Genomic DNA, 15,072 nt, shown 5'->3' with positions numbered 1-15,072 from the left:
AATGTCCAGGGCGTCGCGTAAGCAAGCGATCAAGTGGTTTAAAAGGTTATTGAAGTATGGCCTGTTTGTGTATGCCTGTTATTGCGTTGCGGATTTTTATATTCGCAAAGAACAATCTGCCGAGTCGGCGGCTATCCACCAGGCAGACGAGAAAGCCTGTCAGAACAAGCTGGCGAGCATGAAGCAGGTGCCCATACTGGGCGGCGCCTATGTGGATAAGACGCTGGTCCCCGAGTTTTACGTTGGCATGCCTGAGATGGTGAATAAGAAAGCGTGTCTGGCAAACACGCTCAAGGGGCTTGTCTGGTGGACCGGAACGGGTTTTCGCCGGTATCAGGATCAAAGCCTGAAGTCGATTCCGCAAAGTTGGCGTCTGTATGAATTGAATGCCGGACTCTATACAAGAAAGGAAACCAGCGAGCCCCATGAGCGGGGTTACCGGCACGTCAACTGGCCGGATGAGTTGATTGTAAAACTGAAGAATTATCCGGGGCTGGAAATCTGGCTGGATGCTCCGCCACCGCATTTCAAGAATAGAGATTCGGTTCGAACGTTTGTCCTCACGGGCTGGCCACGGCGTGATGGAACTCCTCGATTGATAAAATGCGACGGCTTGATTCGCCCAGCTTCAGAGGAAGGATTGAATGGCGAGAAGCTGGCAAGGTTCAGCAGAACCGAACTGGAAAACCTGGATTTCGATGGCTTGAATTTTTTTTGCACTGTGGAGTTACACAGTTTTGACTTTGCCGGGGGGCACGGTCGTGTAGGACTCGATACATCGTCATTGCGCGAAGTACCTGAGATGCTCAAGTTTCTCGGTAATTACCTCTCACACTCTGTTATTACAAGGAAGTAGCGATGAGTCATATTTTTAGCGATATGGAAAAAACACAAATTTTAAATGCAGCAAGTATGTGTAGAGGTATGGCATTTAATTCAAAAGATCTCGAGTATCTTGCGCTGGAGTTAGCGGGGGCTAGCTGCGCACCCCTGTATCAAAAGCTATTCGATATTATCGATGGAAAGGTTTCCGAAGTTTTTGCTGTAGACGACGAGGCTGGGGAAGTTTTGAAAAGCGCCAGGCTTTGGCTGGCTGTGGCTATCGACGCTAATGGTGGGAAAGGCGCCTACTCCGCGCTGATTCGCGGCTACACCTCGCGTCAAGGCGAGCTGAGACTCAATAAAATCTTCGGTGAAGACTTGATGCAGCTTTCATCCAATCAGGTCGCCGCCAATTTTATCAACACCTTGGTCGACGGATCCCTCGCCGGTCAACTAGCGCCCTGGACCGTTCCCACTATCAGCCAGATCGCAGAGATCGATGCCAGCGCAATTGGCAAGGCACTGTTCAGTGGTGATTGCGGAAAGGACGATACCGCCGTGAGCCGTAATGCCGGCTGGTCTGGAACGGTCGGATTCAGCCTGTTGGGTGGTAAACCTCCCTATGAAACGTGGAGACTGGTCTCTGCTGGTGAACCGGAGGTGAACGATGACGGCCCGCCGATTCACGCAAAAGCCAACAGGCTCGACGACTATAAAAACATTCTCTTCGCCATCGATTCCTACCGCGTCGGCCTGCGAGCGGCGATCAGCAATTTCGGCGTCAATCCATTGCAAAGTCTGCTTTCAGTGGTACCGGAGCAAATCAATATCGCGCTCGCCAGTGGCAGTGTGAATCCGCTTATTCAGCATGTAGTGAAAGGCACGTCCGTTGCCGCCGTGGTCGACATGATATTGCGCTATGGCCAGAACGAATTTCTCGACATGTTCAAGCGCACCTACGACGGCGATTCAGCCGCTGCACCCACCACCAACGAAACCTTCGCCAGCAACGCCTACGCATTCTTCTCGGCATTTTCCCCGGAACAGTCGCAAAACATCGTCACCCGGACAATAGGCGAGTTCGGCAATGCCAATGCATGGGCAAAACTGGCAGGCGAGGCGACGCCGCTCGGTCTGGCGTTGCGCAACTCTTTGCAGCAACTCAGTGAAGTCGTCATAGAACGAACCGACGGTTATCCCGAGCGCAACCTCGAGCTTTACGATCCGCACACAGGCGAAGGTTTTATCACCGCGCAGTGGCTGGCGGATCGAGCGCAAATGCTGGCGCGGTTGATTGCCCGAACCCAGGGCTCGTTTGGAGAACACTCGCTGCAGAAATTTTCCTACTCCGATCTCGCCTCAGGCAAACAGGCGCCGATGACCACCGGTGTGTTGAACCCGCTGGCCCTGTTCGGTGATGACGGCGGACGATCTTTCGCCGGTGGCACAAATGCCGATCATCTGTATGGCGGCGTGGGCAATGACTTGATCGATGGGATGGCGGGTAACGATGTCATTGAAGGTGGTCGCGGCAATGACTCGCTAGCCGGAGGCGACGGCAATGATGCGCTGTACGGAATGGCCGGTGATGATGTCCTGATCGGAGGGAAAGGTAACGATTCTCTGATCGGTGGCGAAGGCAGCGATCGCTACGAGTTCGCCAGTGGCGATGGCATCGACGAGATTCTTGATGCCAATGCCAATGGGCAGCTGTGGATCAACGGCGCACCGATTCCCGCACTCAAACGCCGCGCGCCGCTGAGCAATATCTGGTCTACCGTGGATCAGTCCATCACCCTGACGCTTGTTGAACACACCCTCAACATCAAATACGGCCAAAGCGATCTGGTGGTCATCAAGAACTTTCAGCCCGGTATGCTTGGCATCCGCCTTCCTGAATACCAGGGGCAGCCGCTCACTGCTGCGGATTTGACGCTTCAGGGCGACTGGAAAGCAAAAGACGCTGATCCCACCGTCCCTGGCGATCAGCCCTCCTTTGATGAGCTGGGCAACGTGGTGCTGCTGCCCAAGGTCAAACAGCGCAACAAGGCCGACGTACTTTACGGTTCCGCCGCAGACGACATCATTCTCGGCCTGGGCGGTTCTGATCGATTGTTCGGCAAGGCTGGAGACGATCGGTTATTCGGCGACCAGCAGACGACGCTCGAAAAAGCTATGGCCGACGGTGACGCCAAGGGCAAGGCGAATCGCGGAGACTGGCTCGACGGCGGGCAAGGTGACGATTTGCTTATCGGTACGGCATCCCGAGATGTTCTGCTCGGTGGCAATGATCGGGATACCTTGATCGGTGGTGCTGGCGACGATGTGTTATCCGGAGACGAAACCACCGGTGCGCTGGAACAAGGTTGGGCGGTCAAGCGCGCGGACGTCACCATAGCTGGCGGTGTGATCAGTCACCGAACGGTCTATTCAAAGGCCTCGATAAACAGTGCGCCCGAGGGCGGTGACGACGTGCTGTACGGGCAGGGTGGCAAGGACTTTATCGACGGCGGCTGGGGTGAGGACCTGCTTGACGGCGGAGCTGACGGCGATTTGCTCGAAGGCCAGCAAGGTCACGACACACTGGTCGGTGGCAGCGGCAACGACACGATGCTCGGTGACAACCTCGATTGGGGCGGTGGCCTGCCCAGCAGACACCATGGCAACGATGTGCTTGACGGCGGTAGCGGTGATGACTGGCTCGCCGGCAACGGTGGCAGCGACGCGCTGTATGGCGGCCTTGGCAACGACACTTTGCAGGGCGATGACGACGTAGAGGACGGCATCGACGGTAATGCCGCGCACTTTTTCGGCGATGATCTGTTGGACGGTGGTGCCGGCGACGACCGGCTCTGGGGCGGCGGTGGCGATGATTTGCTCTTCGGCGGCGAAGGCAATGACGATCTGACTGGCGATAGCCCTGACCATTCTGTTGGTTATCACGGCAACGACTTTCTCGATGGCGGCGCGGGGGATGACACCCTGCGCGGCATGGGCGGCGCGGATACGCTGGCGGGGGGCGCAGGGGCTGATTTTCTCGATGGCGATGTGTCTGACCTGGAGCCGGGCGGAATCAATAATGACGTGCTTCAGGGCGGTGAAGGAAACGATACGTTACAGGGTGGTTTCGGTGCCGACACGCTGTACGGCGGCGCGGGTGACGACATTCTTGCCGGCGATTACGAAAACAGCGCTGAGGCCGAGCAGAATGCCGATTATCTGGACGGTGGCTCAGGTAACGACACGTTGCTCGGTGGCGTCGGCAACGACACCTTGCTGGGCGGGGAAGGGACGGATTACCTGCGCGGCGATTCTGGCGACAACGTGTTTGATGGCGGTCCCGGTGCTGACGTACTGGATGGCATGGATGGCGCTGACATCTACTATTTCGGCGCTGGCGACGGCCTGGATATCGTCACCGATGCCGGCGGCCGCAACATCATTAGATTCGGTGCAGAGTTTTCCGCGCAAAGCCTGAAGGCCGACGTTATCGAAGTTACCGTCGGCACGGTGTTGCGACTGGCCAATGGCACGGGCGACGCGATACTCATCAAGAATCACGAGCGGTGGAAGGATTCCACCTTCAGTTTCAGCGACGGCGTGGTACTTGATTACGCAGATGTCCTGCGCAAAACACTGCCACCGACAGAGATGGCCGAGTCACCCGTACCAGAACGTGTTACCGCCCCAGCAACCACTGAAAGCAAAGTTGCGGATCCGGTTAAGCCAGACGATGTAACCGCTGCGACGCAAGGCCCAGTGGCATCTGCTCAAGCCGTTGACTGGACCGATGAGTTCCTCGCGCAAATCAAGTCAAAGCGCTCCGCCCGCAGACACGCCACAGGTTTTACCTTGAATGAGCAAGGCGTCTGGGTTCGCAGCCATGTCACTACCACCGACACCGGTTACACCACTCACACCGAGCTGATCGATGGCAGCGTCGAAGCAGGAACACTGTCTGAAACGCCGCCATGGATGAAAGCTGATGGCGGGCAAGCCGTAGTCAGTGAAAGGCAGTCGAAAACCATAACCCGCGTCGAACATAAACCGGTGAAAGCCGAGGGAGCAATGCCTTCCTCAGCTCAGGCGCCTCGCTATTATCGATCCGGCTCGGCCAGCGGGTTTTCATTCAATACGGGCGATGTATTGGTGGAAGACCGAAAGGAATCCGGCGCGCTTGAAGGCTGGTACGTCTATCCGGCGGCAAGCTTCGGTTCGGCCGGAACGGTGCGCAAGGAATTCCGCTGGGAGGTCGAAAGCACGACGATCAAAGGCAAAATCGTCCATGGCAACGATGCCGGCGGGCGAGTCAACGTCGAAGTGGAAAACGTTTTCCACGGCGGCGCGGGAGACGATCTGATCGTCGCTTATGCAGGCTCCCCACTTGACTACGGCACTGTCGGCGACAGGACACCGGGCGCGTTTTTATCCGCAGGTGCAGGTGACGATACCTTGCTGGGCTCCGAGGGCGCCGACTATCTGGTCAGCGGGGCAGGGGATGACTGGCTTTACGGCGAAGACGGCGCTGACACCTACATCGTGCAAGCGCACGCCGCAGCGACCACCACGATTGCGGATGTGCCGAACCCTGTTTTCCACCGCGCAGAAGTTGGCGCAGCGGAGTGGAAAGACGAGTACGGAATGATCGATCAGGACACGGTCGTTCTTCCTGCAGATGCGCAGCGCGATGCACTGCAATTGAACTGGGGTGCTGCGCTGATAGAGACCACCCATGTCGAGCTGGAACCCAACCCGGGTCGCGGGGCTTACCGCAACCCGCCGAGAGCGAAAATGCTTCATCCGACACTCGATATCCAATGGGGCGGGACACAGAAAGTCCGCATCGTCTTGCCCCTCAACGGTGAACTTGAGGGGGCCGGGATTGAGCTCTTGAAGTTCGCCGATGGGGCGGTCGTAAGTTTGAAGCAACTGTTGCAATCAACTCAGCTGGGACCCGCGCCCGAGACTTTTCATACGGGGGTAACCGTTAACAATTCAACGCGTTTCTCGTCTCTGCGAAACGGACGGGCGCTGCCGTTAGTCGGTGGTCGAGGCAATGACACGATAAGCGGCGCGGGGGAGATCCGAGGCATGCACGGGGATGACGTGCTCACAGGCAGCCCCGGTGATGATCTGCTGCTGGGTGGGCCGGGCAATGACACGCTGGCCGGCGGCGCTGGAAATGATATCTACCGATACGATGGCCTCGGCAGAGACGTGATCATCAACAATGGAGGCGGCCTGGATGGAATCGATTTTTCCGAACGCAGGCTGACGATCGACAACCTGAAGTTTCATCGTGAGCGCGAAGATCTGGTGATTGTGGTGGATTACGGCATGGCGCCGAAAATCCGGGTTTCCAGGTACTTTGCCGCAGGTGAAAGCGCTATTGGCTTCATAAGAGTCAGCGAAGGAACAGGGACTCAGGACTACAGCGCAACGCAAATTGCTGAACGTCTGCACCCGCTTCCGCCACTGAGAGATGTCGAAGACATGTTGATAAAGGGCGACGATGAAGCGCAGCGGGCAATGAAAGAAATCATTGAGTTCTACGAACTGAATGTCTGACAAGACGACCGATTGAGCCGGCCCGCGATGGAAATCCAGTCGCCATCGCGGGCCTCGCGTCACCTCAATACTGGGTCAGATCCGCCAGCGGATGCCGCCCCTCCCAGACCTTGTGAAAATGCGCCTCGACCACCGCCTCCGGCACGTTATTGATATCCGGCCAGTGCCAGTGCGGCTTCTGATCCTTGTCGATCAAACGCGCGCGCACGCCTTCGCTGAATTCCGGGTGCCGGCAGCAATTGAGGCTCAGGGTGTATTCCATCTGAAACACTTCAGCCAGCGACATGTGCCGCGCGCGGATGATTTGTTCCCAGACCAGATGCGCGGTCAGCGGTGAGCCCTCGGCCATGGTTTTCGCCGCGCGGGCGATCAGCGGATCGTTGCTGTCGCGGTGCAGACTGATGGCTTTCCAGGCGCAGGCTACATCGCTGACGTCGAGCAGTTCGTCGATCTGCTGACGGCGCGGCAACCACTGCGCTTCGGGCATTTGTGTGAGCGCTTCCTGCTGCAGGGCCTTGAGCAGACTGTTGAGCTGCATGGCGGTCTGTTCCTGCCAATTGAGTTGCAGCAGGCCTTCGATCAGTTGCGGTTGCTGCTCGTCGAGCAGGAAACGGTCGGCCAGATCCAGGTCCAGCGCGTCTCGGCCATTGATGTGCGCGCCGGTCAGACCGAGAAACAGGCCAAGCTTGCCCGGCAGCCGGGCGAGAAACCAACTGGCGCCGACATCCGGGTACAGGCCAATGCTGATTTCCGGCATCGCCAGACGACTGCTCGGCGTGACGATCCGTGTGCTCGCGCCCTGCAGCAAGCCCATGCCGCCGCCCAGTACATAGCCGTGACCCCAGCAGATCAGCGGTTTGGGGTAGGTGTGCAGGCGGTAATCCAGACGATATTCGGCGCTGAAAAACTGCGCAGCCAGCGGCGGAACTTCACCGGGGTGCGCACGGCAGGCTTCAACCAGGCTGCGCACTTCACCACCGGCGCAGAACGCCTTGGCGCCGTTGCCGCGCAGTAGTACGCAGACGATTTGCGGGTCGTTGGCCCAGGCGTGCAGCCTGTCGCTCAAGGCATTGATCATCGGCAATGACAGCGCATTCAGCGATTTTTCAGCATCGAGGGTGGCGATGCCGAGGCGGGCGCCATCGGTGCCGGTGAGTTCTTCGAAGTGCAGATTCATCGTGACCTCGCTCGGAAATTTGAACGATCAGTATGATCGCTGCGTGGGAAAGTGCCTGATCTGCGTCAGATCAATTGACAAGCGTGGTCGGCTTTCCTAGGGTTCGCCCCATTGTTTTTGCCGGGTATGACCATGACTGCTGACGACCGTATCAAACTCGAACCAAGCTGGAAGGAGGCACTGCGTGCTGAGTTCGACCAGCCCTATATGGCAGAGTTGCGCAACTTCCTGCAGCAGGAGCGGGCGGCCGGCAAGGAAATCTATCCGCCGGGACCGATGATTTTCAATGCGCTGAATTCGACGCCACTGGATAAAGTGAAAGTGGTGATCCTCGGCCAGGATCCGTATCACGGCCCGGGACAGGCCCATGGTCTGTGCTTTTCGGTGCAACCGGGCGTGCCGGCGCCGCCGTCGCTGGTCAACATCTATAAAGAGTTGAAGCGCGACCTGAACATCGACATTGCCAATCATGGCTATTTGCAGAGCTGGGCTGATCAGGGCGTGTTGATGCTCAACACCACCATGACCGTCGAGCGCGCCAATGCCAATGCGCACAAGGACAAGGGCTGGCAGCACTTCACCGACCGGATCATCGAAGTGGTCAGCGAAAAGCAGCCGCACCTGGTGTTCATGCTCTGGGGCGCCCATGCACAGAGCAAGCAGAAGCTGATCGACGCGACCAAACACCTGGTGCTGACCTCGGTGCATCCGTCGCCGTTGTCGGCGTATCGCGGGTTTTTGGGCTGCGGACATTTCAGCCGCACCAACAAGTTTCTCGAACAGAATGGCGAAACGCCGATCGAGTGGCGCCTTCCACCGATTTAAAGGCATCGCGAGCAGGCTCACTCCTACAGGGAAATGCATTCCAATGTAGGAGTGAGCCTGCTCGCGATAGGGGGCAACTCGGTCTTCAGACCTACTCTGGATTGCGGTTCCAATACTTGAACAACGGCTCCGCCAGAAACAGCACAAACAACAGCCGCATCACCTGCATCGCCGTCACCAGTGGCACCGACAATTGCAGGGTTTCCGCCGTCAGGCTCATTTCGGCAATTCCGCCGGGCATCATGCCCAGCGTCAGCGAACGCAAATCCAGATGGGTCAGGGCACTCAAGCCCAATGCCGCCAGTGTGGCGATCAGCATGGTCAGCGCCGTACCGATCAGCGTCCGTCCCATAAAGGACGGCGCGCGCCGGAAGAACTGCCGGTTGAAGTGACAACCCAGGCCACTGCCGATCAGCCATTGGCCGATCTGGCTACCGCCGTCGGGCAAGCCAATGTGCAGATCCCAGCCGATGCTCACCGCCGCACTTACCAGCAGCGGTCCGAACAGCCACGGGTTGGGTTGGCGCAGACGTTGCCAGAGCCAGGCGAGCAGGGCGCCCGCAGGAAACAGAAGCGCCAGCCAGCGCCAATCGACGCTGCCGGCATGGGACATCGGCGTGCCGTCACCGAGCAGATACTTGAAGGCCGCCGGCACGCACAAAACCACCACCAGCACGCGCAAACTTTGCCCCGCCGCCACATGGCTAAGCAGAGCGCCGTTGCGCGCGCCGAGGTTGACCATCTCCCCGGAACCACCGGGCATGCTCGAAAAGAACGCCGTGGCGCGGTCCTCGCCGGTGCGGCGCATCAGCCACACGCCGACCACTGCCGACAGGCTGGTGACCAACGCACCGAAGAAAATCAAACCGAAATGACTAAGCACCTGCTCCATCACTTGCGGGGTGAAATGCAGGCCAATGCCGATACCGACGATCCACTGGCCGCACTTGCGGCCGCCTGGGATTTCGGCAAGTTGCCAGGGCGTCAGGCAGCGCACCAGGATGATCGCCAGCAACGAGCCGACCATCCACGGTAGCGGCCAGCCGATCTGGCTGGCGATGTAGCCGCCCAGCAGACCGACCAGCGGGGTGCCCCACCAGGCTTTCAGGGAGAGGCGATCAGACATCCGCGATGACGCGACGCGCAGCCGAACGTTTGCGCCAGATACGAATTATCGGCATCAACAGCATGATCGCCGTCAGTATCCAGCAACCGAAGGTGATCGGACTCGACCAGAGAATCTCCAGAGCGCCATTGGAAATCGACAGGGCGCGACGCAGATTTTGTTCCATCAGGCCGCCGAGGATGAAGCCCAGCAGCAGCGGCGACAGCGGGAAGTCCAGCTTGCGCAGGATGTAACCGAAGATGCCGATACCAATCATCAGGAACAGGTCGAAGGTGGTGGCGTGAACCGCATAAACGCCGATCCCGGTGATGATCGCGATGACCGGCACCAGTGCCCAGTTCGGCACGGCGAGGATGCGGGTGAACACGCGGATCATTGGAATGTTGAGGATCACCAGCATGACGTTGGCGATGAACAACGAAGCGATCAGGCCCCAGACAATGTCCGGTTGCTGTTGAAACAGCAGTGGACCCGGGGTGATGTTGTACAGCGACAGCGCGCCAATCATCACCGCGGTGGTGCCTGAACCCGGAACGCCGAGGGTCAGCATCGGCACCAGTGCGCCGCACGCCGCGCCGCCGATAGCGGTTTCCGGCGCGGCGAGCCCGCGGGGGTCGCCTTCACCGAATTTACCGCTGGCGCCGGCGATGCGCTTCTCGGTCATATAGGCCACGGCACTGGCGAGCGTTGCGCCGGCACCCGGCAGTACGCCCATGATGAAACCGAGCACGCCGCAACGGACGTTGACCACGAAGACCGACGCCGCCTCCTTGAAGTTGAACATCATACGGCCGGTGGCTTTCACCGCTTCCTGGCCGTGGTGGGTTTTTTCCAGCAGCAGCAGAATTTCGCTGATCGAGAACAGGCCCAGCACCAGCACGACGAACTGGATGCCGTCGGTCAGATGGATGTTGTCGCCAGTGAAACGGTACACACCGCTGTTGGCATCGATGCCGACGGTAGAAAGGAACAGACCGATCAGCGCTGCGATAAAGGTTTTCAGCGGACGATCGCCGGCCATGCCGCCGAGACAGACAATCGCGAACACCATCAACACGAAGTATTCCGCAGGTCCGAAGGCGATCGCCCATTTCGCCAGCAGCGGCGCAAACAGCACCATGCCGCAAGTGGCGATAAACGCACCGATGAACGAACTCCACGCCGACAGGGACAGCGCGACACCGGCCAGGCCTTTGCGGGCCATCGGGTAGCCGTCGAGGGTGGTCATTACGGTGGATGCTTCACCCGGAATGTTCAGCAGGATCGAGCTGATGCGTCCGCCGTATTCGCAGCCCAGGTAGACCGCCGCGAGCAGGATCAGCGCCGACTCGGGTGGCAGACCGAGGGCAAACGCGATGGGAATCAGCAATGCCACGCCGTTGATCGGGCCGAGGCCCGGCAGCAGGCCGACGACGGTGCCGATCAGGGTGCCGCACAGTGCGGTGACCAGGTTGTACGGGCTCAGCGCAACGCCGAAGCCCTGACCCAAATAGCCAAGGGTATCCATATCAGTTCTCCAGGACGCTGAGCAGGCCGAGGGGCAGCGGAACATCCATCAAGCGATCGAACAGCAGATAGAGACCAATCGCCATCAGGCTGATGATCACTACACTCGGTAGCCAGCGGCCGCCGTACAGACGGGCCATCGGCACACCGGTAATGATGCTGGCGACGATGAAGCCAAGGGGTTCGAAGGTGCCGGCAAACACCAGCAACAACGCGACACAGATCGCGATCTTGGTCAGGGTTTCACGATCCAGCGGCGGCTCGTCGTCGCTGTGTTTGATCGGCGCCGGGCGGAACACCATGTACAACAGGGCCGCGCCCATCAGGCCGAGCATCAACAGCGGGAAGGCGCGAGGGCCGACCGGTTCGTAGGAAAAAGCCGCCTGGTACGGCCACGCCATCAGCGCCAGGCCGGCACACACCAGTAGCAGCACTGAGGCGAAAATACGTTGAATAAGCATGGGAGCTCCTGTGCCGCGTCCCCGGAACCGGGGACGCAGCCGCTAGACAGAGACGATCACTGGATCAGGCCGAACTCTTTGGCCAGCACTTTGTAGTCCGCGACTTGCTTCTTCACGTAGGTGTCCAGTTCCGGCCCGGTCATGGCGAACGGAAACAGTTCACGCTGATCGCGCAGGGTGGCGAATTCGTCGGAGGCCAACAGTTTGTCGAACGCGTCTTTCCACCAGGCGTAGTCTTCGTCGCTGACTTTTGGCCCGAGGTAGAAGCCGCGCACCACCGGCCAGACGATGTCGTAGCCCTGTTCGCGAGCGGTCGGGATGTCCTTCATTTCCGGCTCGTCGAGACGCTTGTCGGCGAACACCGCCAGCAGACGCATATCACCGCTCTGGATGTGCGGCATGGAGTCGGAGATGTCGGTACTGCCGACCTGGATATGGCCGCCGAGCAGGGCGGTGGCGATTTCACCGCCACCTTCGAGCGCCACGTAACGCAGCTCGCGCGGATTGATCCCGGCGGCCTTGGCGATGAGTGCAGTCTGCATCCAGTCCTGGCTGCCGACGGTGCCGCCGGAACCGATGACTACCGAGCCTGGATCTTTCTTCAGGGCCTGAACGAGATCGTCGAGGGTCTTGTAAGGTGAATCGCTTTTAACGGCGATGGCGCCATAGCTGGTGCCGACGGCCGCGAGCCAGCGCACGTTGGTTTCATCGAAACGGCCGAACTTGCCCTGAGCCAGGTTCAACAGCGAACCGCTCGACCAGGCGACCAGCGTGCCGGCATCGGCCGGACGCTGCGCGACCACGGCGTTGTAGGCCACTGCGCCGACGCCGCCGGGCATGTAGGTCACGCGCATCGGTTTGGTCAGCAATTTCTGATTGACCAGTGCGCTCTGCACCAGTTTGCAGGTCAGGTCGAAACCGCCGCCCGGGGAGGCCGGCGCGATACATTCCGGGCGTTTCGGTTCGGCCATGAGTTGGCCGGCGAATAACATCGCGCCAGCGGCGAGAGCAACTTTACGCAGTGATAAGTTCATCTGAGTCTCCTTGGGAGTTGTTGTTATGGACGTGCAGAATTACCAAAGGGCAACGCTTGGCTCAGCAACAGGCGCAGGTTTTCGCAGCGCGGGCGCATTGACGGGTATATCGGAAGGGAAATCGGCGTGGCCCGGCACGCAAATATCGGCCAGGGCGGGGTTGTAGCGGGGAGGGTGGGCCTGTGTGATAGCCCTGGGTTGCATGGACGGCATGCGGGTGTGCTCCGTTTATTGTTCTTATTGGTCGAAAACGCTTCGTGGCGTTCTTCGTGCGCTGTGTGGCAGCAGCGACGGCAGTCGAAACTGTCCGTAAACCGACTCTAACGGGCTAACCTTTCGCTAACCTTTCAGCCGACTTTCACGGTTTTCGGGCTTCACAGCGGCGGTTGCGGCTGTAAACTCCGCGGCAAAGCGTGGCGTTGGCCATCCCAGAACGAGGTAAAAATCCATGCGTGTCCTGCTCGTCGAAGACCATCTGCAACTGGCCGAAAGTGTCGCGCAGGCGCTCAAGAGCACCGGTCTGACCGTGGATGTGTTGCACGACGGCGTGGCCGCCGACCTGGCGTTGGGCAGTGAGGAATACGCCGTGGCGATCCTCGATGTCGGCCTGCCGCGCATGGATGGTTTCGAGGTGCTGGCGCGCCTGCGTGCGCGCGGCAAGAACCTGCCGGTGCTGATGCTGACCGCGCGCAGCGATGTGAAGGATCGGGTGCACGGCCTTAATCTCGGCGCTGATGATTACCTGGCCAAGCCGTTCGAACTGACGGAGCTGGAAGCGCGGGTCAAAGCCCTGTTGCGCCGCAGTGTCCTGGGCGGTGAGCGTCAGCAGCGCTGTGGCGTGCTGGCCTATGACCTCGACACCCGGCGCTTCACCCTGGGCGAAGAACTGCTCACGCTGACTTCGCGCGAACAGGCCGTGCTCGAAGCGTTGATCGCTCGGCCGGGGCGGGTGATGAGCAAGGAGCAACTGGCCGCGCAGGTTTTCGGTCTTGACGAAGAGGCCAGCCCCGACGCCATCGAAATCTACGTGCACCGCTTACGTAAGAAACTCGACGGCCATCCCGTGGCCATCGTGACCTTCCGTGGCCTCGGTTATCTGCTGGAAAGCCGCGATGCATAAGCCCAGCAGTCTGCGCTGGCGTTTGCTGTGGAACCTCGGATGGTTGCTGGTATTGCTGATGCTCGCCAGTGGCTTGAGTGCTTACTGGAACGGTCGCGAAGCTGCCGATACCGCCTATGACCGCACGCTGCTGGCCTCGGCGCGCACCATTGCTGCCGGATTGTCGCAACGCGACGGCAGCCTCAGCGCCGACGTGCCTTACGTGGCGCTGGACACCTTCGCCTATGACAGCGCCGGGCGCATTTATTACCAGGTCAACGACATCCATCAAAAGCTGATTTCCGGCTACGAAAACCTCCCCGGCCCGCCACCCGGCACGCCCCGCACCGACAGCTATCCAGCACTGGCACGCTTTTACAACGCCAAGTACAACGGCCAGAACGTGCGCGTGGTCAGCCTGCTCAAAGCCGTGACCGAACCGAACATGAACGGCATGGCGGAGATCCGCGTCGCCGAAACCGACGAAGCGCGGGTGAGCATGGCGCGCAGTCTGGCGGCGGATACTTTGCTGCGTCTGGGCATGCTGGCCGTGGGCGCGTTGTTGCTGGTGTGGTTCGCGGTGAGTGCGGCGTTGCGCCCGCTGGAGCGCTTGCGTACCGCGGTGGAAGAGCGTCAGCCGGATGATCTGCGGCCGCTGCCACTGGTAGAAGTGCAGCATGAATTGGGACCTTTGGTACGGGCGCTCAACCATTTCACCGAACGCCTGCGCGGTCAGTTCGAGCGGCAGGCGCAGTTCATTGCTGATGCCGCCCACGAATTACGCACGCCGTTGGCGGCATTGAAAGCGCGGCTGGAGCTGGGCCTGCGCTCCAGTGAGCCGGAGATCTGGCGCACAACCCTGGAATCTTCGGCGCAAAGCACCGATCGCCTGACGCATCTGGCCAATCAGTTGCTATCGCTGGCCCGTGTCGAAAACGGCGCCCGGGCAATTGCCGAGGGCGGCGCGCAGTTGCTTGATCTGAGTCAGTTGGCCCGGGAACTGGGCATGGCCATGGCACCGCTTGCGCACAAGCGTGGCGTGGCGCTGGCACTGGAGGCCGACGAACCCGTGTGGCTGCGCGGCGAGCCGACCCTGCTCAATGAGCTGCTGAGCAATCTTGTGGATAATGCGCTGGCGCACACACCATCGGGCGGCAATGTGATATTGCGCGTGACGGCGCCGGCGGTGCTTGAGGTCGAAGATGACGGACCGGGGATCCCGCTGGAAGAGCGCGACCGGGTGTTCGAACGGTTTTACCGGCGTAATCAGCAAGTGGCGGGATCAGGCCTGGGGCTGGCGATTGTCGGCGAGATCTGCCGGGCGCATCTGGCACAAATCACGTTGCATGATGGCGAGCGGGCGGGGTTGAAGGTGCGGGTGAGTTTTATTGCCGGGTAATACATTTGTGGCGAGGGGATTTATTCCCGGGTAGTAATTTTGTGGCGAGGGGATT

The 15,072-nt window shown here is 59.7% G+C and carries 10 protein-coding genes; 5 read left to right on the top strand and 5 right to left on the bottom strand.

Going from position 1 to position 15,072, the window contains the following annotated elements; genetic code table 11:
- The first annotated feature begins 1 nt into the window (after window position 1).
- Both HU765_RS17460 and HU765_RS27050 read left to right on the top strand, forming a co-directional pair.
- Window positions 2–856 carry a hypothetical protein gene (locus tag HU765_RS17460; protein WP_186621931.1) on the top strand — a complete coding sequence of 285 codons (855 nt, stop codon included), beginning with the start codon at window positions 2–4 and terminating at the stop codon, window positions 854–856.
- Window positions 857–858: 2 nt separating this feature from the next.
- Window positions 859–6,390 carry a calcium-binding protein gene (locus tag HU765_RS27050; protein ID WP_186621930.1) on the top strand — a complete coding sequence of 1,844 codons (5,532 nt, stop codon included), beginning with the start codon at window positions 859–861 and terminating at the stop codon, window positions 6,388–6,390.
- A 64-nt stretch (window positions 6,391–6,454) separates the two neighbouring features.
- On the opposite strand, the gene HU765_RS17450 is transcribed toward HU765_RS27050, so the two are convergent.
- Window positions 6,455–7,567, bottom strand: a complete 1,113-nt coding sequence (locus HU765_RS17450; protein WP_186621929.1) for an enoyl-CoA hydratase/isomerase family protein — start codon at window positions 7,565–7,567, stop codon at window positions 6,455–6,457.
- Window positions 7,568–7,699: 132 nt separating this feature from the next.
- On the opposite strand from HU765_RS17450, the gene ung reads away from it, so the two are divergent.
- The gene (gene ung / locus HU765_RS17445) at window positions 7,700–8,392 is read left to right on the top strand and encodes a uracil-DNA glycosylase (protein WP_186548908.1); all 693 of its coding nucleotides are present in this window, start codon (window positions 7,700–7,702) and stop codon (window positions 8,390–8,392) included.
- A 91-nt stretch (window positions 8,393–8,483) separates the two neighbouring features.
- On the opposite strand, the gene HU765_RS17440 is transcribed toward ung, so the two are convergent.
- From HU765_RS17440 to HU765_RS17425, 4 genes are read right to left on the bottom strand one after another with little or no spacing between them, the layout of a single operon-like run.
- Window positions 8,484–9,518: an AbrB family transcriptional regulator gene (locus tag HU765_RS17440; RefSeq protein WP_186548906.1), complete on the bottom strand. Its 1,035-nt coding sequence runs from the start codon at window positions 9,516–9,518 to the stop codon at window positions 8,484–8,486.
- Window positions 9,511–11,025 carry a tripartite tricarboxylate transporter permease gene (locus HU765_RS17435; RefSeq protein ID WP_186548904.1) on the bottom strand — a complete coding sequence of 505 codons (1,515 nt, stop codon included), beginning with the start codon at window positions 11,023–11,025 and terminating at the stop codon, window positions 9,511–9,513. Before HU765_RS17435 ends, HU765_RS17440 begins: the two co-directional genes overlap by 8 nt.
- Before the next feature lies 1 nt (window position 11,026).
- Complete coding sequence (locus tag HU765_RS17430; RefSeq protein ID WP_186548901.1) at window positions 11,027–11,485, bottom strand: tripartite tricarboxylate transporter TctB family protein; 459 nt, start codon at window positions 11,483–11,485, stop codon at window positions 11,027–11,029.
- Between the two features lie 56 nt (window positions 11,486–11,541).
- A complete protein-coding gene (locus HU765_RS17425; RefSeq protein WP_186548899.1) occupies window positions 11,542–12,519 on the bottom strand; it encodes a tripartite tricarboxylate transporter substrate binding protein in 978 nt (325 codons plus the stop codon).
- A 448-nt stretch (window positions 12,520–12,967) separates the two neighbouring features.
- Here HU765_RS17425 and HU765_RS17420 point away from each other — a divergent pair, with 448 nt between their 5' ends.
- Window positions 12,968–13,639: a response regulator gene (locus HU765_RS17420; protein ID WP_186548897.1), complete on the top strand. Its 672-nt coding sequence runs from the start codon at window positions 12,968–12,970 to the stop codon at window positions 13,637–13,639.
- Window positions 13,632–15,017 carry a sensor histidine kinase gene (locus tag HU765_RS17415; protein WP_186621927.1) on the top strand — a complete coding sequence of 462 codons (1,386 nt, stop codon included), beginning with the start codon at window positions 13,632–13,634 and terminating at the stop codon, window positions 15,015–15,017. The genes HU765_RS17420 and HU765_RS17415 overlap by 8 nt, the downstream gene beginning before the upstream one ends.
- The last annotated feature ends 55 nt before the right edge of the window (window positions 15,018–15,072 follow it).

This window comes from Pseudomonas sp. SWRI81, from assembly GCF_014268545.1.
GTDB lineage: Bacteria > Pseudomonadota > Gammaproteobacteria > Pseudomonadales > Pseudomonadaceae > Aquipseudomonas > Aquipseudomonas hamedanensis.
This window is presented reverse-complemented; position numbering and strand designations above follow the sequence as displayed.